Source organism: Mycobacterium sp. E1386 (assembly GCF_001672745.1).
Lineage (GTDB): Bacteria > Actinomycetota > Actinomycetes > Mycobacteriales > Mycobacteriaceae > Mycobacterium.
Genome location: NZ_LZKH01000070.1, coordinates 43,375 through 64,831 on the forward strand (window position 1 = coordinate 43,375; position 21,457 = coordinate 64,831).

The 21,457-nt window shown below is 68.9% G+C and carries 13 protein-coding genes; 4 read left to right on the forward strand and 9 right to left on the reverse strand.

Features of this window, described 5'->3' with window-relative positions:
* Positions 1-94 precede the first annotated feature (94 nt).
* From A5709_RS07335 to A5709_RS07350, 4 genes are all read right to left on the reverse strand, one after another.
* Positions 95-4,045, reverse strand: a complete 3,951-nt coding sequence (locus tag A5709_RS07335; protein WP_068119131.1) for a DNA-directed RNA polymerase subunit beta' — start codon at positions 4,043-4,045, stop codon at positions 95-97.
* 41 nt (positions 4,046-4,086) lie between these two features.
* A complete protein-coding gene (locus tag A5709_RS07340) occupies positions 4,087-7,608 on the reverse strand; it encodes a DNA-directed RNA polymerase subunit beta (RefSeq protein WP_156673363.1) in 3,522 nt (1,173 codons plus the stop codon).
* A 390-nt stretch (positions 7,609-7,998) separates the two neighbouring features.
* Positions 7,999-9,009, reverse strand: coding sequence for an ABC transporter ATP-binding protein (locus A5709_RS07345; RefSeq protein ID WP_066951969.1), 1,011 nt, complete (start codon positions 9,007-9,009; stop codon positions 7,999-8,001).
* Between the two features lie 169 nt (positions 9,010-9,178).
* Positions 9,179-10,672, reverse strand: a complete 1,494-nt coding sequence (locus A5709_RS07350) for a carotenoid oxygenase family protein (protein WP_068119133.1) — start codon at positions 10,670-10,672, stop codon at positions 9,179-9,181.
* A 62-nt stretch (positions 10,673-10,734) separates the two neighbouring features.
* Between A5709_RS07350 and A5709_RS07355 the strand changes: the two genes are divergently transcribed.
* Entirely contained in the window at positions 10,735-11,427 is a 693-nt protein-coding gene (locus tag A5709_RS07355; protein ID WP_369806129.1) for a TetR/AcrR family transcriptional regulator, read from the forward strand.
* A 57-nt stretch (positions 11,428-11,484) separates the two neighbouring features.
* On the opposite strand, the gene rplL is transcribed toward A5709_RS07355, so the two are convergent.
* The 5 genes from rplL to A5709_RS07380 form a co-directional block, all read right to left on the reverse strand.
* The gene (gene rplL, locus A5709_RS07360; RefSeq protein WP_066951972.1) at positions 11,485-11,877 is read right to left on the reverse strand and encodes a 50S ribosomal protein L7/L12; all 393 of its coding nucleotides are present in this window, start codon (positions 11,875-11,877) and stop codon (positions 11,485-11,487) included.
* Between the two features lie 33 nt (positions 11,878-11,910).
* Positions 11,911-12,513 carry a 50S ribosomal protein L10 gene (gene rplJ / locus A5709_RS07365; protein ID WP_067944858.1) on the reverse strand — a complete coding sequence of 201 codons (603 nt, stop codon included), beginning with the start codon at positions 12,511-12,513 and terminating at the stop codon, positions 11,911-11,913.
* Positions 12,514-12,789: 276 nt separating this feature from the next.
* Positions 12,790-13,704 carry an ROK family protein gene (locus tag A5709_RS07370; RefSeq protein ID WP_068119137.1) on the reverse strand — a complete coding sequence of 305 codons (915 nt, stop codon included), beginning with the start codon at positions 13,702-13,704 and terminating at the stop codon, positions 12,790-12,792.
* Positions 13,704-14,315, reverse strand: coding sequence for a malonyl CoA-ACP transacylase (locus tag A5709_RS07375; protein WP_068119141.1), 612 nt, complete (start codon positions 14,313-14,315; stop codon positions 13,704-13,706). The genes A5709_RS07370 and A5709_RS07375 overlap by 1 nt, the downstream gene beginning before the upstream one ends.
* A complete protein-coding gene (locus tag A5709_RS07380) occupies positions 14,312-18,481 on the reverse strand; it encodes an NEW3 domain-containing protein (protein WP_068119144.1) in 4,170 nt (1,389 codons plus the stop codon). The genes A5709_RS07375 and A5709_RS07380 overlap by 4 nt, the downstream gene beginning before the upstream one ends.
* Before the next feature lie 38 nt (positions 18,482-18,519).
* Here A5709_RS07380 and A5709_RS07385 point away from each other — a divergent pair, with 38 nt between their 5' ends.
* The 3 genes from A5709_RS07385 to A5709_RS07395 are packed head-to-tail and all read left to right on the forward strand — an operon-like array spanning position 18,520 to position 21,414.
* Complete coding sequence (locus tag A5709_RS07385) at positions 18,520-19,113, forward strand: DinB family protein (protein ID WP_068011661.1); 594 nt, start codon at positions 18,520-18,522, stop codon at positions 19,111-19,113.
* Between the two features lie 40 nt (positions 19,114-19,153).
* Positions 19,154-20,497 carry an AarF/ABC1/UbiB kinase family protein gene (locus A5709_RS07390; RefSeq protein WP_067946574.1) on the forward strand — a complete coding sequence of 448 codons (1,344 nt, stop codon included), beginning with the start codon at positions 19,154-19,156 and terminating at the stop codon, positions 20,495-20,497.
* Positions 20,497-21,414 (forward strand): alpha/beta fold hydrolase, encoded by a 918-nt coding sequence (locus A5709_RS07395; RefSeq protein WP_067946572.1) that lies wholly within the window; start codon positions 20,497-20,499, stop codon positions 21,412-21,414. The genes A5709_RS07390 and A5709_RS07395 overlap by 1 nt, the downstream gene beginning before the upstream one ends.
* Positions 21,415-21,457 lie beyond the last annotated feature (43 nt).

Here is a 21,457-nt window from a genome sequence, read left to right on the forward strand (position 1 = left end):
AAAAGCCCCGGGCGAACCCGGGGCTTTTCGGTGTGGACTCGATTCGATTGTCCGACTCCTCAGCGGCGAGTTACCTCGCCGCATCGTCGTCGAACTAGCGGTAGTCGGAGTAGCCGTAGTCGTCCAGCGGCACCGCGGCACCGGTGGCCTGGCCGAAGTCCGGGCTGTAGTACTGATCCTCGTAGGACGGGATCGTGTACGCGGCGGCCCGGGCCTCCTCGGTCGGCTGCACCTGGATGTTGCGGTACCGGTTGATACCGGTACCGGCCGGGATCAGCTTTCCGATGATCACGTTCTCCTTCAGACCGTTGAGCTTGTCGCTGCGGCAATTGATCGCCGCATCGGTCAGGACTCGCGTGGTCTCCTGGAACGACGCCGCCGACAGCCACGAATCGGTGGCCAGCGACGCCTTCGTGATGCCCATCAGCACCGGACGGCCGGCGGCGGGCTCGCCGCCCTCGGCCACCACCCGGCGGTTCTCCGCCTCGAACTCCGCACGGTCGATCAGCGAACCGGGCAGGAACTCCGTTGCGCCCGAGTCGATGATGGTGACGCGGCGCAGCATCTGGCGGACGATCACCTCGATGTGCTTGTCGTGGATCGACACACCCTGGGCGCGGTAGACCTCCTGGACCTCGCGGACCAGGTGGATCTGCACCTCGCGGGGGCCCTGCACGCGCAGCACCTCGTGCGGGTCGGCCGAGCCTTCCATCAGCTGCTGGCCCACCTCGACGTGGTCGCCGTCGGAGAGCACCCGCTCGGAACCGTCCTCGTGCTTGAAGACACGCAGACGCTGCCGCTTGGAGAGCTTGTCGTACACGACCTCCTCGCTCCCGTCGTCGGGAATGATGGTGATCTTGTAGAAACGCTCGCCCTCTTCCAGTTGCACCCGCCCGGTGAGGTCCGCGATCGGGGCCTTGCCGCGCGGGACGCGGGCCTCGAACAGCTCCTGGACCCGGGGCAGACCACCGGTGATGTCCTCACCGACACCACCCTGGTGGAAGGTGCGCATGGTCAGCTGCGTGCCGGGCTCACCGATGGACTGGGCGGCGACGATACCGACGGCCTCGCCGATGTCGACCAGCTTTCCGGTGGCCATCGACCGCCCGTAGCAGGTCGCGCACACGCCGGTGCCGGTGGTGCACGTCAGCACCGAGCGCACCTTGACCTGCGTGATACCGGCCGCCAGCAGGGCATCGATCTCCGGGTCACCCAGGTCCTCACCGCGGCGGACGACGACGTTGCCGGCCTCGTCGACCGCGTCGGCGCCCAGAGTCCGTGCGTACGCCGAGGTTTCGATGTACGGATCGCGGATCAGGGTGCCGTCGGGCTGACGCTCGGCCAGCTCGACGAGGATGCCACGCTCGGTCTCGCAGTCGTGTTCGCGGACGATGACGTCCTGGCTGACGTCCACCAGACGACGGGTCAGGTAACCCGAGTCGGCGGTACGCAACGCGGTGTCCGCCAAGCCCTTTCGGGCACCGTGCGTGTTGATGAAGTACTCCAGCACGGTCAGGCCCTCGCGGAACGACGACTTGACCGGACGCGGGATGAACTCACCCTTCGGGTTGGTCACCAGGCCCTTCATGCCGGCCAGCGTTCGGGTCTGGGTGAAGTTACCGGTGGCACCCGAGTCGACGATCGTGATGATCGGGTTGTCGGCGGGGTAGTGCTCGCGGAGCGCCTGACCGACCTCGTCGGTGGCCTCCTTCCAGATCTCCACCAGTGCCTCGTTGCGCTCGTCGTGGTTCAAAGCGCCGCGCTGGAACTGCTTTTCGACCTTCTCGGCCCGCTCCTCGTACTGGTCGAGGATCTCCTTCTTGCGCGGCGGCACCAACACGTCGGCCATCGAGACCGTGACACCGCTGCGGGTCGCCCAGTAGAAGCCGGCGTCCTTGAGCTTGTCCACCGTCTGCGCGACCACGATCATCGGGTAGCGCTCGGCGAGATCGTTGATGATGGCAGCCTGCACCTTCTTGTGCATCTGCTTGTTCACGAACGGGTAGCCCACCGGCAGCAGCTCGTTGAACAGCACCCGGCCCAGCGTGGTCTCGGCCATCCAGGCATCGCCCGGCTGCCAGCCGTTGGCACCGAACAGCTCCGCCTCGATCTCGGCGGGCGGACGCAGCTGCGTCAGACGCACCTTGATCTTCGCCCGCACCGAGAGCACGCCGCGGTCGGCGGCCATGATCGCCTCGGCCGGCGAGGAGTACACGCCCACCTCCGGCTGATCCTTTGCGGCCGCGCGGAATTCGCCCTTGTCGCCGTCGACCTCGGTGGTGAGGAAGTACAGCCCGGTCACCATGTCCAGACGCGGCATGGCCAGCGGGCGCCCGGACGCGGGCGACAGGATGTTGTTACTGGACAGCATCAGGATGCGCGCCTCGGCCTGCGCCTCCGCGGACAGCGGCAGGTGCACCGCCATCTGGTCACCGTCGAAGTCGGCGTTGAACGCCTCACACACCAACGGGTGCAGCTGAATCGCCTTGCCTTCCACCAGCATCGGCTCGAAGGCCTGGATGCCCAGCCGGTGCAGGGTGGGTGCGCGGTTCAGCAGCACCGGGTGCTCGGCGATGACCTCTTCGAGGACGTCCCACACCTGGGGACGCTGCCGCTCCACCATTCGCTTGGCGCTCTTGATGTTCTGCGCGTGGTTGAGGTCGACGAGCCGCTTCATCACGAACGGCTTGAACAGCTCGAGCGCCATCAGCTTGGGCAGACCGCACTGGTGCAGCTTGAGCTGCGGGCCGACCACGATGACCGAACGGCCCGAGTAGTCGACACGCTTGCCGAGCAGGTTCTGGCGGAACCGGCCCTGCTTACCCTTGAGCAGATCGGAGAGCGACTTCAGCGGACGGTTGCCCGGCCCGGTGACCGGCCGGCCGCGGCGGCCGTTGTCGAACAGCGCGTCGACGGACTCCTGCAACATCCGCTTCTCGTTGTTGACGATGATCTCGGGCGCACCGAGGTCGATCAGCCTCTTGAGGCGGTTGTTGCGGTTGATCACGCGGCGGTACAGGTCATTCAGGTCGGACGTGGCGAACCGGCCACCGTCGAGCTGCACCATCGGGCGCAGTTCCGGCGGGATGACCGGCACCGCGTCGAGCACCATGCCCATCGGCGAGTTGCCCGACTGCTGGAAGGCCGCGACCACCTTCAGCCGCTTGAGCGCACGAAGCTTCTTCTGCCCCTTGCCGTTTCGGATGACGTCGCGCAGGATCTCGGCCTCGGCGTCGATGTCGAAGTTCTCGATGAGCTTCTGGATCGACTCCGCGCCCATGGCGCCGGTGAAGTATTCGCCGTAGCGGTCGACGAGCTCGCGGTAGAGGTTCTCGTCGACGATCAGCTGCTTGGGGGCCAGCTTGGTGAAGGTGCTCCAGATGTCCTCCAGCCGGTCCAGCTCACGCTGGGCCCGGTCACGGAGCTGGCGCATCTCCCGCTCGCCGCCGTCGCGCACCTTGCGGCGGGCGTCGGCCTTGGCGCCCTCGGCCTCCAGTTCGGCCAGGTCGGCCTCGAGCTTCTGCGCGCGGGCCTCCAGGTCGGCGTCGCGCTGGTCCTCAACGGCCTTGCGCTCCACCATCATTTCGGCCTCGAGCGTGGACAGCTCGTTGTGCCGCATCTCGTCGTCGACCGACGTGATCACGTACGCCGCGAAGTAGATGATCTTCTCGAGATCCTTCGGGGCCAGGTCGAGCAGGTAACCGAGCCGGCTCGGCACACCCTTGAAGTACCAGATGTGCGTGACGGGCGCGGCCAGCTCGATGTGGCCCATCCGCTCGCGGCGGACCTTGGCGCGGGTCACCTCGACGCCGCAGCGCTCGCAGATGATGCCCTTGAAGCGGACGCGCTTGTACTTGCCGCAGTAACACTCCCAGTCGCGAGTCGGTCCGAAGATCTTCTCGCAGAACAGGCCGTCCTTCTCCGGCTTCAGCGTGCGGTAGTTGATCGTCTCCGGCTTCTTGACCTCGCCGTAAGACCATTGCCTGATGTCCTCCGCGGTGGCCAGGCCGATACGGAGTTCATCGAAGAAGTTGACGTCGAGCACGTAACTCCCTTTCCCCTTGCGGGTTTAGTAACTAAAAGTGATTAAGCCAGGTCCTCAACGGACGCGGATTCGTTGCGGGACAGGTTGATTCCCAAGTTGGCCGCAGCCCGCTCGAGGTCCTCGTCCTCGCCTTCGCGCAATTCGATCGCCGCGCCGTCCGACGAGAGCACCTCGACGTTCAGACACAGCGACTGCAGCTCCTTGAGCAGCACCTTGAACGACTCCGGGATGCCCGGCTCGGGGATGTTCTCGCCCTTGACAATCGCCTCGTACACCTTGACCCGGCCGACCGTGTCGTCGGACTTGATGGTCAACAGCTCCTGCAGCGTGTACGCGGCGCCGTAGGCCTGCATGGCCCAGCACTCCATCTCACCGAACCGCTGGCCACCGAACTGCGCCTTACCACCCAGCGGCTGCTGGGTGATCATCGAGTACGGACCGGTGGAGCGGGCGTGGATCTTGTCGTCCACCAGGTGGTGCAGCTTCATGATGTACATGAAGCCCACCGTCACCGGGTACGGGAACGGCTCACCGCTGCGGCCGTCGAAGAGCACCGCCTTGCCGTCGCCGTTCACCATCACCTCGTTGTCCCGGTTGGGCAGCGTGCAGGACAGCAGTCCCTGCAGCTCCGCCTCCCGGGCGCCGTCGAACACCGGCGTCGAGACGATGGCGTTGGGCTCCGCGCTCTGCAGCTCCTTCGGCAGGTTGGCGGCCCAGTCGGGCGAACCCTCGATGTTCCAGCCGGACTTGGCCACCCACCCGAGGTGGGTCTCCAGGATCTGGCCGATGTTCATCCGTCGCGGCACACCGTGGGTGTTCAGGATGATGTCGACCGGCGTGCCGTCCGGCAGGAACGGCATGTCCTCGACGGGCAGGATCTTGCCGATCACGCCCTTGTTGCCGTGCCGGCCGGCGAGCTTGTCGCCGTCGGAGATCTTCCGCTTCTGGGCCACGTAGACGCGCACCAGCTCGTTGACGCCGGCGGGCAGCTCGTCGTCGTCCTCGCGGGAGAACACCCGGATGCCGATGACCTTGCCGGACTCGCCGTGCGGCACCTTCAGCGAGGTGTCGCGGACCTCGCGCGCCTTCTCACCGAAGATCGCCCGCAGCAGCCGCTCCTCCGGGGTCAGCTCCGTCTCCCCCTTCGGGGTGACCTTGCCGACCAGGATGTCGCCGTCGCGGACCTCGGCGCCGATGCGGACGATGCCGCGCTCGTCGAGGTCAGCCAGCACCTCGTCGGAGACGTTCGGGATGTCCCGGGTGATCTCCTCGGCGCCCAGCTTGGTGTCGCGGGCGTCGATCTCGTGCTCCTCGATGTGAATCGAGGTGAGCACGTCCTCTTCGACCAGGCGGTTGGAGAGGATGATCGCGTCCTCGTAGTTGTGACCCTCCCACGGCATGATCGCCACGAGCAGGTTCTTGCCCAGCGCCATCTCACCGTTCTCGGTGCACGGACCGTCGGCGATGACCTGGCCGGCCTCGACCCGGTCTCCGGCGTCCACGATCGGCGACTGGTTGGCGCACGTGCCGTGGTTGGAACGCTCGAACTTGCGCATCCGGTAGGTGTGCCGGGTGCCGTCGTCGGCCATCACGGTGATGTAGTCGGCGGAGACCTCCTCGATCACCCCGGCCTTGTCCGCGACGACGACGTCGCCGGCGTCGATCGCGGCGCGCAGCTCCATGCCGGTGCCCACCAGCGGCGCCTCGCTGCGCACCAGCGGAACCGCCTGGCGCTGCATGTTGGCGCCCATCAGGGCACGGTTGGCGTCGTCATGCTCGAGGAACGGAATCATGGCCGTGGCCACCGACACCATCTGGCGCGGCGAGACGTCCATGTAGTCGACCTCGGACGACGGCACGTACTCGACCTCGCCCGCCTTGCGGCGGACCAGGACGCGCGACTCTTCGAACCGGCCGCTGTCGTCGATCGGCGAGTTGGCCTGCGCCACGACGTGGCGGTCCTCCTCGTCGGCGGTCAGGTAGTGGATCTCGTCGGTGACCACACCGTCGACCACCTTGCGGTACGGCGTCTCGATGAAGCCGAACGGGTTGACCCGCGCGTACACCGACAGCGAGCCGATCAGACCGATGTTGGGACCCTCGGGAGTCTCGATCGGGCACATCCGGCCGTAGTGCGACGGGTGTACGTCACGGACCTCCAGCCCGGCCCGCTCACGGGACAGACCACCGGGGCCCAGCGCCGACAACCGGCGCTTGTGGGTGAGCCCCGACAGCGGGTTGTTCTGGTCCATGAACTGGGAGAGCTGGCTGGTGCCGAAGAACTCCTTGATCGCGGCGACCACGGGCCGGATGTTGATCAGCGTCTGCGGCGTGATCGCCTCGACGTCCTGCGTGGTCATCCGCTCGCGGACGACCCGCTCCATCCGGGACATGCCGACCCGGATCTGGTTCTGGATCAACTCGCCGACGGTACGCAGGCGGCGATTGCCGAAGTGGTCGATGTCGTCGGTCTCCACCGGCACCTCGATGCCGCCGGGGACGGTCATGACCGCGGGCTGGCCATCCGTACGGGCGTGGTGCAGGCGCACCAGGTACTCGATGGTGGCGACGACGTCTTCCTCGGTCAGGGTCGACGACGTGATCGGCTCACCGGCGTGCAGACCCAACTTCTTGTTGACCTTGTAGCGGCCGACGCGGGCCAGGTCGTAGCGCTTCTCCTTGAAGAACAGGTTCTCCAGCAGCGTCTGCGCGGACTCCTTGGTCGGCGGCTCGCCCGGGCGCAGCTTGCGGTAGATGTCCAGCAGCGCCTCGTCGGTGCCGGCGGTGTTGTCCTTCTCCAGCGTGCCCATCATGATCTCGGAGAAGCCGAACCGCTCGTGGATCTGCTCGTTGGTCCAGCCCAGCGCCTTGAGCAGCACGGTGACGGGCTGGCGGCGCTTGCGGTCGATGCGCACGCCGACGGTGTCGCGCTTGTCGACGTCGAACTCCAGCCACGCGCCCCGGCTGGGGATCACCTTGACGCTGTGCAGCAGCTTCTCGGTGGACTTGTCGATGCTCTCGTCGAAGTACACGCCGGGCGAGCGCACCAGCTGGCTGACGACCACGCGCTCGGTCCCGTTGATGATGAAGGTGCCCTTCTCGGTCATCATCGGGAAGTCACCCATGAACACCGTCTGGCTCTTGATCTCGCCGGTGTTGTTGTTGATGAACTCGGCCGTGACGAACAGCGGGGCCGCGTACGTCATGTCCTTGTCTTTGCACTCGTCGACCGGCGCCTTGACCTCGTCGAAACGGGGGTCGGAGAACGACAGCGACATCGAGCCGGAGAAGTCCTCGATCGGCGAGAGCTCGTCGAGCACCTCCTCGAGACCACCGACCGGCTTGACGTCGCCGCGGGCGGCCGCGGCCTCGCGCCAACGGGGAGAGCCGATCAACCACTCGAAGGAGTCGATCTGCACGTCGAGCAGGCCGGGAACCTCGAGCGGTTCGCGGAGCTTGGCGAAGGAAACTCGGTTAGGCGCTCCGGGTACGGAGCCGTTTAAGGAACTTCCATTAGAGGAACTTTGTGGGCGATCCGTTTTGCTCTGGCGGGAATCAGCCAAGATGCATCCTTCCAGCACCTCGTGCGACTCACGAGAACCGGAACCACCGGTCTGTTCGCCGCGAATTGTGTCGGTTTGGCCGGCGAACGATCTGTCCGAATCTCACGCGCACAACTAAAGAACTAAGCCGCTAGAGGGGGCTCAGGCTTAGACCACATTGTCAAGTGGCGGGTGAGGTGGGCAGGAGGTAGCCAGCGCAACGTCCAACAATAGCGCAGGGCGGCGCATTCCTCAACTGTCCAGCACAAGCGATCCAGGGACATCGGCGCTGGCTGGCATCTCGACTTTCCACTGGATACATGCTGCCAACAGACTGGCCGGTTTACGCCCCGTCGTCAAGAGGGCGGGCCGGGAGAGTTACGCGAAGTTATCGCAACTCGAACCGGGCCGCTAGTCGCCGACTTCGTGCGCACGGTACTTGTGGGTGCCCTCCATGTCGTCGATGATCGCGGCCTGTGCCTTCTGCGGCAGGGTGTGCAGAATCTCGCGCACCCGCGCCTGGCGGCGGGCGACGGCCTTGCGCTCCGGCATTCCCGGCGAGGCGACGATCTGCGGGGGCACCCCCTCGATCTCCTCGACACCGCCGGCGTGCTGACCGGCCTCGAGGGCGGCCTGCTCTTCGGCCATCGTCGACTCGTCCTTTTCCTCGGACATGCCGATCGGTCCGATGCGGCGGCCGTTGAGGAACTGCCGCACCACCGGCTCGTCACTGGTCAGCAGCACCTCGCGCGGGCCGAACATGACCAGCTTGCGCCGGAAGAGCATGCCCATGTTGTCCGGAACGGTGCGGGCGATGTTGATGTTGTGCGTGACGATCAGGACGGTGGCGTCGATCTGGGCGTTGATGTCGAGGATCAGCTGGCTCAGGTAGGCGGTACGGACCGGGTCCAGACCCGAGTCCGGCTCGTCGCAAAGGATGATCTGCGGGTCCATCACCAGGGCGCGGGCCAGGCTGGCGCGCTTGCGCATACCGCCCGAGATCTCGCCGGGGAACTTCTTCTCGTCGCCGCCCAGACCCACCAGGGTCAGCTTCTCCATGACGATGTCACGGATCTCGCCTTCCTTCTTCTTGGTGTGCTCGCGCAACGGGAAGGCGGCGTTGTCGAACAGGTTCATCGAACCGAACAGCGCGCCGTCCTGGAACATGACGCCGAACAGCGTGCGGATCTCGTAGAGCTCCTTGGCCGAGCACTGCAGGATGTCGGTGCCGTCGATGACGACCGAGCCGCGCTCCGGCCGCAGCAGACCGATCAGGGACTTCAGAAACACCGATTTGCCGGTACCCGACGGCCCCAGCAGCACGCTGACCTCCCCGGCCGGGATCTCCAGCGTCACGTCTTCCCAAATCCTCGACGACCCGAAGGACTTCGTGAGGCCGTTCACCTCAATAGCGACACCCATGGGAGATCCTTCCGTCGACGCACATGCCCGCCACCTGCCCTTTTATGTGGCATGAGTCACTGTAGCGCACGCTTGCTGCACGGCATCAGGGTTGCGCGGCACAGCCGACAAAAATTGGCTGACCTGAGATCCCGCCGCGCTCGGCGGCGGTCGTCTTATTCAACTCACGTTAGCCAGTGGGCGCCCAATTGCCGTGGAAGCCCATCGGCACCCGCTGGGGCAGGTGCACGGTGGCCACCGGCTCGAGCGTCGCGGCGTCCAGCAAGACCAACTGGCCTTCGTCGCGCTCGCGGTGATAGCCGTAGCCCAGCAAAATTCCGTCGTCCTCGGCTCGGTCCGTCGCGGAGCCCCCGGGGTTGGGCACAAAGGACATCTCGCCGAGCAAAAGGTCCGGGTCGAGCGGCGCGACCACGCTGCCCCCGGTGGCGTAGTCGTGCTTGTACAGCGCGGACGCGGCGCCCTGGAAGGAGGCACCGACGGTGTAGCCGAAGCGGTGTTCCCGGCCCAGCAGTGTCTCGTTGATCCGCGGGAATTCCTGCGGCCGGTCGTCGCGGCATTCGGTGCTCACCGCGCCGGTCGCGAGGTTGATGGTCCAGCGCTCGAGGGTCGGCGGGGCTTCGCCGGGCCCGCGCCGGTCGTGGTCGAACATCCGCGCGTACCGCACCACGTCGAGCACCAAAACCTCGGTGCCGTCCCGCATCTCGGAGTAGGCGTTGAGTGGGTGGTAGACGTAGCAGGGTTCGATGTCGAACCAGCGGATGTCGGAGTTCGTGCCCTCGCGCGGCATCACCCCGATGCGCGCCGGGTAGCCGGGGTCCCAGGCGTACGGCATCCGGTCGGAGTGCTTGGGGTTCCGGTTCATCATCGCGTTGAGCGGGCTCGGCACCCGCACGCGCCCGATCAGCGACTGCATCACCAGCCGGGCCGGCAGGCCGAGCCAGCGGGGCATGGTCACCGGCAGTACCTGCATCGGGTCGAACGTCACCGGCAGGTCGTAGACGACGACGTAGGAGTCGGTCAGCGAGAAGTCGTGCATCATCGGCGACCCCGACACCTCGATGTCCACCGTGCGGCGCGCGCGACCCCGGGTATCGATCACCGAGTACTGCACGGTCCGGCCGCGGGCGAACGAGTAAGAGATGGCGTGCAATTCGCCGGTGCACGGGTCGCGGTGCGGGTGGGCGGTGTAGCCGCCGGCCAGGGTGCCGTCGAAGTCGCATGTCCCGATGGTGTCCAGCTCGTCGGTCAGCTCGTAGTTGGCCACCCCGCCCTCGACCAGCGCCAGGGTGCGGCCGGCGTGGGCCAGGACGTTGGTGTTGGCGCCCAGCGAGAGCATGCCCGCCCGTGGGTTGAGCCGGCCCGGCGTCGGCTCGCCCAGGGCGGCGCACACCGACAGGCTGCGCACCCACCGGTTGCGGTACCACTGGGCTTTCCCGTCGCGCAGCGCGACGCCGTGCACCATCCCGTCGCCGCTGAACCAGTGATAGGTGGCGGGGTCGACCTCCTCGGCGGGGTTGGGACCGTTGCGCAGATAGCGTCCGTCGAGATGCTCGGGGATGCGGCCGGTGACCGGCAGGTCGGTCGCGGTCACTTCGGCGCGTACCGGCGCCAGCAGGCCCTCCAGGTAGGGATTCCGGGTGTCGGCGATTTGCGCGGAAGTCATCGCTGAGCTCCTATAACATTGATATGACGTTGTTATAGGCAACGTACGCCGTGGATGGGAAGATGGCAACGATGACTTCAGAAGCGACTGCGGGCACCGCGCCCGCCGGGCAACGCAGTGTCCGCGACGAGATGCTGTCCGCGGCGGTCGGCCTGCTGAACGAGCATGGGCCCGACGCGCTGCAGACCCGCAAGGTCGCGGCCGCGGCGGGAACGTCGACGATGGCGGTGTACACGCACTTCGGCGGGATGCAGGGCCTGATCGCCGAGGTGGCCGCCGAGGGACTGCGCCAGTTCGACGCCGCGCTAACCGTGCCGCAGACCGCCGACCCGGTCGCCGACCTGTTCGCGACCGGCGCGGCCTACCGGCGCTTCGCCATCAAGCATCAGCACATGTACCGGCTGATGTTCGGCAGCACCAGCGCGCACGGCATCAACGCGCCGGCGGGCAACGTCCTGGCCCTCACGGTCGCCGAGATCGAGGAGCACATTCCCAGCTTCGCGCATGTGGTGCGGGGGGTGCATCGGTGCATGCTGGCGGGCCGGATCAGCGCCGGCGCGCCGGACGACGACGCGGCGGTGCTGTCGACGGCCGCCCAGTTCTGGGCGTTGATCCATGGATTCGTGATGCTTGAGCTGGCCGGTTACTACGGTCACGACGGCGACGCGGTGCTGCCGTTGCTCGCGTCGATGAATTCGAATCTCCTTGTCGCTCTGGGTGATTCACCAGAACGAGTGGCGCAATCTCTGGGCTGAGCACACGAAAACCCCCGGGAGCGCCGCGAGGCGGTCCCGGGGGTTTTGCGAGTGGAGCTACTTGACGGTGACCGTGGCGCCGGCGGCCTCGAGCTTGGTCTTGGCCTCCTCTGCGGCCTCCTTGGCGACCTTCTCCAGCAGCGGCTTGGGCGCGCCGTCGACCAGGTCCTTGGCCTCCTTGAGGCCCAGGCCGGAGACGATCTCGCGGACCACCTTGATGACGCCGATCTTCTTGTCGCCGGCGGCCTCGAGGATGACGTCGAACTCGGACTGCTCCTCGGCGGCCTCGGCGGGGGCGCCACCGGCGGCCGGGCCGGCCGCGGCGACGGCGACCGGAGCGGCCGCGGTGACCTCGAAGGTCTCCTCGAACTTCTTGACGAAGTCGGAGAGCTCCAACAGGGTCATTTCCTTGAAGGCGTCGAGCAGGTCGTCGGTAGACATTTTCGCCATGGTGTGTGGGTCCTTCCTGATTTCCGGTTGGGGTTATTCGGCTTCGGCCGGGGTTTCCGGAGCCTCAGTGGGTGCTTCCGAAGCTGGTTCTGGGGCGGCCGCCGCAGGCGCGGCGGGCGCCTCGTTGGCCTTCTTTTCCTGCAGGGCGGCCGCGAGGCGGGCGACCTGCGAGGCGGGCGCGTTGAACAGGCCGGCGGCCTTGGCGAGGTTGCCCTTCATCGCGCCGGCCAGCTTGGCCAGCAGCACCTCGCGCGACTCCAGGTCGGCGATGCGCTCGACCTCGGCGACGGTCAGCGCGCGGCCGTCCATGTAGCCGCCCTTGATGACCAGCGCCTTGTTGTCCTTAGCGAAGGTCTTGATGGCCTTGGCCGCGTCGACCGGTTCCCCGGTGACGAACGCGATGGCGGTGGGTCCGGCGAACAGTTCGTCGAGACCCTCGACACCGGCTTCCGACGCCGCCCGCTTGATCAGCGTGTTCTTGGCCACCGAGTAGGTGGCCGATCCGCTCAGCGAGCGGCGCAGGTCGGCCAGGTTGGCCACGGTCAAACCGCGGTACTCGGTGATCAGGGTCGCGGTCGCCTCCCTGAACTGCTCGGCGATGTCTGCAACGGCGGTGGCTTTGTCAGCCCTGGCCATGCGTACCTCCTGATGTGAAAGCGATGCGACGTGTCGTCTGTGATCACCGGAGAAACGCCTGAGAATGAAGTACGCCCCGGCGCAGGAAGCGGCCGGGGCGTGAAAGACGCCGGCGCATGCCGGCGTTGTTGCCTCGTCCTCCTGCGTGGGCCGCCGGGATGCTCCCGGACCTTCAACCGATTTCTCGGTGACCGACGGTCTTCGGTGGATCGGCCATCAGGATAGCCTGACCCGCCCTCGTCAGCCAAAACGGCGGCCTCCAGGCGACCGGGACGGTCAGCCGAGGGCCGCCAGCCGGGCGGCGCCGACCAGTCCGGCCTCGCCGCCGAGTTCGGCGGGCACCACCCGCAGACCGGCCAGGAAGTCCAGCCTGGCGTACTCGGCCAGCTTTGCCCGCAAGGGGTCGAAGAGCAGGCGGCCGGAGTTCGCGACGCCTCCCCCGACGACGACGAGGTCCAGGTCGCAGACCGCGCCGACCGAGGCGATCATCGCTGCGAGCCCGGTAGCTCCCCGGCGGAACGCCCGGTCGGCGACGGGCTCGCCGGCCGCCGCCGCCGCGGCCAGATCCCGGGCGCCCGCGGGGGGCGGCGCGACCCACCCGTTGGCCCGCGCCCACCGCACCATCGACGGTCCGGACGCGATGGTCTCGACGCAGCCGCGGCCCCCGCACACGCAGGGCGGCCCGTCGTCCTCCACCACCACGTGCCCGACGTGGCCGGCGTTGCCGGTGCGCCCGGTGTAGGGGACGCCGCCGAGCACCAGTCCGCCGCCCACACCGGTGGACACCACCATGCCCAGCAGGAAGTCGGCGCCGCGGCCCGCGCCGCGCCAGTGCTCACCCAGCGCCATGCACAAGCCGTCGCCGCCGAGCCGTACCGGCACCCCCGGCACGGCGGCGGCCACCTTGTCCCGCAGCGGAAAGCCGTGCCAGCCTTTGATGTTGATGGGGCTGACGGTTCCGCGGTGCAGGTCGATGGGGCCGGCTGAACCGATGCCCACGGCGGCGACCGCACCGCCGGCCGCGAGCAGCGCGTCGGCGATGGCCGCGTCGACGGCGGCCCAGACCTCGTCCGCTCCGCCGCCGCTCGGCGTGGGCCGGATGACGGTGTGCACCAGCGTGCCATCGGGATCGGCGAGGCCGGCGGCAATCTTGGTGCCGCCGATGTCCAGGCAGAGGGTGAGCGTCGCCATCAGTGCCGGTGGACGTTGTCGGGTTGGCGGGGGTCGCCGGGATGCTCGTAGCCGGGGGCGAGCCGCACCAGCTCGGCACGCCGCGCGTCGAGCCAGACCCGGAAGGCGCGCCGCCGCGCGGCGCCCCGCAGGTGGTCGGCGATCGCCGGCCGCACGTCGTCGAGCGGCGGGCCGACCGGTGACGGGACCCGCCAGCCGTGCCGCTCGCGGCGCGGTTCGGCGAACCGGAGTGGGTTGCGGGCGTGGTAGGCGGCCACCTCCTCGCCGGTGACGCGCACCGATGCGGTGACGTCGGCGAACAGCGCCCGCGCACGCGGGTCGGCCAGCGCCGCCGCGGCGACGCTGCCCAGCTCCAGCCGGGCCGTCGCGTCGGGCAGCAGCTCGGCCTCGCTCGGCGCACCCGCCCCGCTCAGGCCGCGCGCGTCGGCCTCGGCGGCGACGACCCGCCCGGTCACGATCAACTGGGTCAGCCAGCGCCGCAGTTGACGCCCCTCGGCGGTGCCGCCGGCCGGCAGCGCGGCCCCGGCCCGCCCGCCGCGCAACCGCGCTTCGGCCCCGTCGACCTCGTCGACAAGGACCGGAATACCGGCGACGGTCGCGACCACGCTCATGTCACCGTCACCTTGACCGCCGGGGTGTAGACCAGCCGGCCGGCGCAGCCTATCCGAACCAGGGCCCACCATTGGCCGGGATCCAGCCCGGCCGGCGGCCTCACGTCGAAGCGCACGTCGACGGTGCCGTGGGCGGGCAGCACCGCACCCGCCGCGGCGGGACCCAGCCATTCCCATGTGCCCCACGGGCTGATCAGGTACGCCTCGAGGGCCAGGTCCGCCCCGGCGTGGGTGCCGACTCTGACGGTCAGCGCCGCCCTGTCGCCGGCGGCCAACTCGACGTCCGCCGGCCCGTCGATCAGATACACCGGCTGCGCCTCGGCGCACGGGCCGACCTCGATCAGGCAGACATCCTCGACCGCCTGCCGCCACGCGGGCGGGACGTCTTCCCCGCCGATGCGGAGCTGTGCGCGGACCGGGTACAGCCCCGGCTCGGCGCCGGCGGGCACCGACACCGCCACGTCGGTCTCGCGGTATTCGCCGCTGCGCAGCGTCAGGGGAAGCTCGTCGGGCTTGGCCGACCAGCCCCGCGGGCACACCAGGGTGACTGTCCCGGTCAGGGTGGCGTCGCTGCAGTCGCTGGCCGCCGTGAGGCGCAGCATGACCTCGCCACCGGGATCGGCGGCCCCCCGCGCGGGATGCAGATGAGCGACGGCCGGCAGCCCGCCGAGCGGGGCGGGGCCCCGGTTGTGCAGCCAATAGCGCGCGTACAACGGCTGGGCGGCTTCGGCGTCCGGGGCCAGCGCGGGCGCCCCCGTCGGTGCGGGGGGCGCGTGGAACCGAGCCAGCACGGTGGCCACCTGATAGCCGTGCAACTCGAGCGGGCGGCCGCCGGCGCGCGGCGTTTCGAGGAGGTCGGCGTCGCGGAAGTCGCCGACCTCGCCGATGTCGGAGCCGATCACGACGCTCGCGGGCGCCCCTGTCGTCTCCACCAATCGCAGCGCGACCGCGCTCGGGTCGACCGGCCGGGCGCTGCCCGCCGTGAGCGGGTTGCCGGCCGCCTTGAGCGCGGCCAGTTGCACCCGGCCGGCGGGCTCGACGCTCAGCAGGGATCCCGCCGCGGGCAACGCCCCTCCCGACCGGCCGGGCGCGCACGCCAGCAGCGGGTGGGAGAACTGCGCGCTGCGGGTGGGGATCTCGGCGCGACGCCAGTCGCCCGCCCCGCAGACCAGGGCGTAGTCGAAAACGTGTGTCCAGTGCTGCAGTTGGAAGTTCGAGCCGTCCGGGGCGGTGCGGCGCGGCTCGTCGATCCAGATGCCCGACGGCCAACCGGTGCAGGACCGCATCAACGCGGTGTGCAGGGTGCCCTCGGCGTCGACGGCGAAGCTGGGCACGCCCCGGTTGAGCAGGGCGACGGTGCGGTCCTCGAATTCGCCGGTTCTCGCCGGCGCCTTTTGGCTTACCACGATTTCGGCGTCGTCGAGGTCGTCGGCGACCGACGCGATCTCGGCGGCCAGGCTTTCCGCGTCGCGGCCCGCGAGCACCAGGACCGGCAGCGCGACCGGCGCACGCAGGTCCGCGCCGGGCACCCACACCGCGGCCAGCGGCGTCGCGGCGGGCACCCAGACCCTGGCCCGGCCCGTCGTCGCCAGCTGGCGCTCGAGCTCTTCGGCATACACCGGGTCGGCTTGCGCCAGCACCGCCTTGGTGAACGCGTTGCGGGCCGGTCCGCCCAGCGCGACGCGCACGTCGGGCAGGTTCGAATCGACATCGAGGTGGCCGTAGCGCGGCTTGCCCGCGCCGCTGCAGGTCGCCGTCACCCCGGCGCGGGCCAGCGCAACGATCAGCTCGCGCGCGAGCGGACCCGACACCGCCTCGTCCGGCGACACCACCTCGGCCACCGAGATCGCGCGCACGGCTCGGCTGTGCGCGCCCACCCGGACCCGCGCCGCCGAGGACAGGCCGAACCAGCCGTAGGCCGGGTTGTCCAGCGTCCACGGGTGCCGCGCGGTGTCCACCGACTCGGTCCCGTCATGCAGCAACGCGAAGCCCCGCCCCACGACGGCGTCACCGACCTCGCTGACCGGCATGGCGCCCGGCACCGGGCACGGCCAACGCAGCCGCACCAGGCGGTCGGCCCCGGTGAATTCGTCGATGGTGGTGCGGCAGTCCACCCGCGACACGCCTCGCCACAGCGTCAGGGTCTGCGTGTAGCGCGCCACCGCTCCGATCCGCCCGGTGACGACGATCCGCTGCCCCAGCGGGCCGTGGTAGGCCCGCGCCCGCGCCGGTAACTCCGACGAGCACACCACCGGCCCCCTGGGCAACAGGTGCCACGGGCCCTCGGCCTGCGTCGGATGCGCCGCGTACTCCTCGTAGACCGCGAGCTCGTTGCCCACCAGGCCCTCGGCGATCAGCTCGCGGCCGTCCGCGACCAGGGACACGACTCCCCCGCCGCGCGCCGGGTCGACCTCCAGGCGGAAGTGCTCGTTCGCGATCGCCGCGCCGACCACGGGTTCCCAGCCGCTCGGGCCGTCATGGGGAACCAGCCGGTAGCCCCGCCACCCCATCGACGGCACTCCCCGCGCCAGCCAGGTCACCGACCGGCCGCCGTGCTCGACGTGTGCGGGCAACTCGGCACCGTCGGTGTCCAGCACCCGGGCCCCGCCGGCCACTGGCGTGTCGAGCCGCGCGGTGACGACGTCGGTCCGCTTCTGTGCCAGCGGATTCCACACGACCACGTCGGCGTCGACCGCGCGGGAAAGCAGCGCCAGCGACGCGTCGCGCGTCGCGCGGCCAAGCTCCCACGCGTCGCGCCAGCCGGTCAGCAGGTCGAGGTAGACCTGGTCGGACTCCGAGCCGGTGATGCCGTCGTGGTGCGCCCCGTACGCGAGCTGCACCCACGCCTTGGCCAGCGCCGCCTGCGGGTACTCGGCGCCCGACATCAGCCCGGCGAAGACGGCGAACCGCTCGGCCTCCAGGACGGCGTTCTCCGCGGCCCGGTTGGCCTGCTTGGTGTCGATGAAGGAGACGTCCTTGCCGGTGTAGATCGGGTTCATGTCCCGGGTCTGCGGCGACGGCACGCGGCCGCGCTCGGCCAGTTCGGCGCGCACGGCCGCGAAGAACTCCCGCGGCAGCGCGCACACGAAGCGCGGCCAGGTGTAGCGCGCGGCCCAGTCGCGGTGGATGGCGGTCACCCACTTGTTCGGCGGCGTGTAGTCGGTGCCGACGGGCAGCAGGACGTTGCGCGTCAGCGCGACCTTCTTGAGCTGATCGAACAGGGCAACGGTGGCGTCCTCGGCCTCGCCGAGCGACGTCGCCGAGTCCATCCACCAGCCCGCCGAATAATGCGCCGGCATGTAATGGGTGAGCAGGCCGCGGCCCGACGGTGAAATCCACTCGAATTCGCTGCTGAACTGCATCCGCTCGATGTCCCCGTCGCCGAGGGCGGGCCCCCACTGGTGGTGCGGGCCCCGGGCCCACGAGCTCGATGTCAGCCCGGCGTCCGCGGCCATCCCGGGGAATTGCGGGTCGTGGCCGAACACGTCCAGCTGCCACGCGGTCGCCGGGTCGGCGCCCAGCACCTCGCGCTGAAAGCCCATGCCGTGCACCAGGTTCCGAATGGTCGTCTCGGGGCTGGTGAGGTTGGTGTTGGGTTCGTTGTAGGTGCCGCCCATCACCTCGACGCGGCCCTGCGCGATGAACCGGCGCAGGTCGGCGCGGTCCTCGGGGCGGGTGTCCCAATACGGCTTGAGGTAGTCGACCTCGGCCAGCACGAACTTGTACTCGGGCTCGCGGCGGGCCATTTCGAGGTGCGCGTGCACGAGTGCGAATCCGTTCGTCTGCCGGGCACGTCCCGTCGGGTCCTCGGTCCACTCGCTGGTGTATGCACCCTGGGTGTTCCACCAGACCGGGTCGTAGTGGAAGTGGCTGACCATGAACATGGTCCAGCCGGGCTCGGCCACGACGAACTCGAATGGCTCGACGGCACCCGCGGCCAGCGCCCGCGCCGCGCGCCGCTGTCCGACGACCGGGCGGTCCACCCTGACCGGGACCTCGACGACCTGCTCGCCGACTCCGGCCACCGCCTCCCCGCTCAACCCGTCCCCCTCGACGCGGACCGGCGTCGGGGCGGGCACCGCGGCAATGGTGATGCGGGCCAGCTGCAACGGCGCGTCCGGCGGCCCGACGAACAGCTCGGCCGAGTGGGCCGAAACCAGCTGCATCCCCGCACCTTACGGCGGAGGAGACCTAATATCCGGTAATGCCCGCTCTTGCCCGGCCCGTAGCCGACGAACGCAGCGCCCTGTGCGAATACCTGGCCTACCACCAAAGCGCGTATTTCGCGGTGTCCTACGGCCTGACCGACGAACAGGCGCGGTCCACCCCCTCGGTCAGCGCGTTGTCGATCGGCGGGCTGATCAAGCACGCCACCGGGATGCAGCGCAGCTGGATGGCGCGCGTCGCCGCGGCGCCGGACGCGCCGCCGAAAGACACTCGCCCGTTCGAGCAGATCACCAAGGACTTCGCGGATCAGCACGTAATGCGGCCCGACGAGACGCTGGCCGGCCTGCTGCGGGCATTCGAGGAACAGAACGCGGCATCGCTGCGACTGGCGGAGACCGCGGACCTCGACGCGGCGGTGCCGGTTCCGCAGGACATCCCGTGGTTTCCCAAGGACCAGAAGGCCTGGTCGGTGCGCTGGGTGATCCTGCACGTGATCAACGAGTTGGCCCGGCACGCCGGGCACGCGGACATCATCCGCGAAACCATCGACGGCGCCACCATGTACGAGTTGATCGCGGGCCTCGAGGGCTGGGCGGTCCAGGGCTGGGTACAACCCTGGAGCCCGAGCTAGAAATTGGGACTGGCTTCGCCGATTTGGCAGACTGCTTTAGATGAGCTCTACCAAACATCGAGACGTGGCCAGGCTGGACCGGGTGCCGCTGCCGGTGGAAGCGGCCCGGGTCGCCGTCACCGGTTGGCAGGTCACCCGCACCGCCGCGCGCGTCATCACCAAGCTGCCCGGCAAAGGCCCGTGGCAGCAGAAGGTGATCAAGCAGCTCCCGCAGACCTTCGCCGACCTCGGCCCGACGTACGTGAAATTCGGCCAGATCATCGCGTCCAGCCCCGGGGCGTTCGGCGAATCGCTGTCCCGCGAGTTCCGCGGCCTGCTCGACCGGGTGCCGCCCGCCGACACCGAAGAGGTGCACAAGCTCTTCGTCGAGGAACTCGGGGGCGACCCCGCCGAGCTGTTCGCCAAGTGGGAGGAGACGCCGTTCGCGTCGGCGTCGATCGCCCAGGTGCACTACGCGACCCTGCACACCGGCGAAGACGTGGTCGTCAAGATCCAGCGCCCGGGCATCCGGCGCCGGGTGGCCGCCGACCTGCAGATCCTCAAACGCTTCGCCCAGGCCGTCGAACTGGCCAAGCTGGGCCGCAGGCTCTCGGCGCAGGACGTGGTCGCCGACTTCTCCGACAACCTGGCCGAGGAGCTGAACTTCCGGCTCGAGGCGCAGTCGATGGACGCGTGGGTCTCGCACCTGCACGGCTCGCCGCTGGGCAAGAACATCCGGGTGCCGCAGGTGCACTGGGACTTCACCTCCGAGCGGGTGCTGACGATGGAGCGCGTGCACGGCATCCGCATCGACGACGTCGCGGCCATCCGCAAGGCCGGTTTCGACGGGGTCGAACTGGTGAAGGCGCTGCTGTTCTCGCTTTTCGAGGGCGGCCTTCGGCACGGGCTGTTCCACGGCGACCTGCACGCCGGCAATCTCTACGTCGACGAGGCGGGCCGCATCGTGTTCTTCGACTTCGGGATCATGGGCCGCATCGACCCGCGCACCCGCTGGCTGCTGCGCGAGCTGGTGTACGCGCTGCTGGTCAAGAAGGACCACGCCGCGGCGGGCAAGATCGTCGTGCTGATGGGCGCCGTCGGGACCATGAAGCCCGAGGCCCAGGCCGCCAAGGACCTGGAGAAATTCGCCACCCCGCTGACCATGCAGACGCTGGGCGACCTGTCCTACGCCGACATCGGGCGGCAGCTGTCGGCGCTGGCCGACGCCTACGACGTCAAGCTGCCGCGCGAGCTGGTGTTGATCGGCAAGCAGTTCCTCTACGTCGAGCGGTACATGAAATTGCTCGCCCCCAAGTGGCAGATGATGTCCGACCCGCAGCTGACCGGCTACTTCGCCAACTTCATGGTCGAGGTCAGCCGCGAGCACCAGTCCGAAGAAGTCTGATGCAGATCCGCACCGGGCACGCCACTGTCTTTGATCCCAACGGCGACCTGAAGCTCTATTACGAGGACATGGGCGACATCGACGACCCGCCCGTGCTGCTGATCATGGGGCTGGGCGCCCAGCTGCTGCTGTGGCGAACCGACTTCTGCGAGCGGCTGGTCAGCCACGGGCTGCGCGTCATCCGGTACGACAACCGGGACGTCGGCCTGTCGAGCAAAACCCGGCACCGCAGCTCGGGGCAGCCGCTGGTGGCGCGACTGGCGCGCTCCTGGCTGGGCCTGCCGAGCGAAGCGGCATACAAGCTCGAGGACATGGCCGACGACGCCGCGGCCGTGCTGGATCATCTGGGCATCGAGCACGCGCACATCGTGGGCGCGTCGATGGGCGGCATGATCGCCCAGATTTTCGCGGCGCGATTCCATGAGCGGACGAGAACCCTCGGGGTCATCTTCTCCAGCAATAACTCGGCCTTCCTGCCGCCGCCCGGTCCGCGCCAGCTGCTGGCGCTGATCAAGGGGCCGCCGCCGAGCTCGCCGCGCGAGGTGATCGTCGACAACGCCATCCGGGTCAGCAAGATCATCGGCAGCAGGCGCTTTTTGGCTTCCGAGGAACAACTTCGGGCCGAGGCCATCGAAAGCTACGAACGCAGCTATTACCCGTGGGGCGTCGCAAGGCATTTCGACGCGGTGCTGGGCAGCGGCAGCCTGAGGCGCTACAACCGCCGGACCGCCGCCCCGACCGTGGTGATTCACGGCCGGGCGGACAAGCTGATGCGGCCATTCGGTGGTCGCGCGGTGGCCAGGTCCATCGACGGCGCCCGATTGGTGTTATTCGACGGGATGGGCCATGATCTGCCACAGCAGTTGTGGGATCAGGTGATCGGCGTGCTGGCGGGCAACTTCGCCAGAGCGAACTGAGCCGAAATCACTCGAGAGAAACGCTTCCCCTGCGATCCCGGTC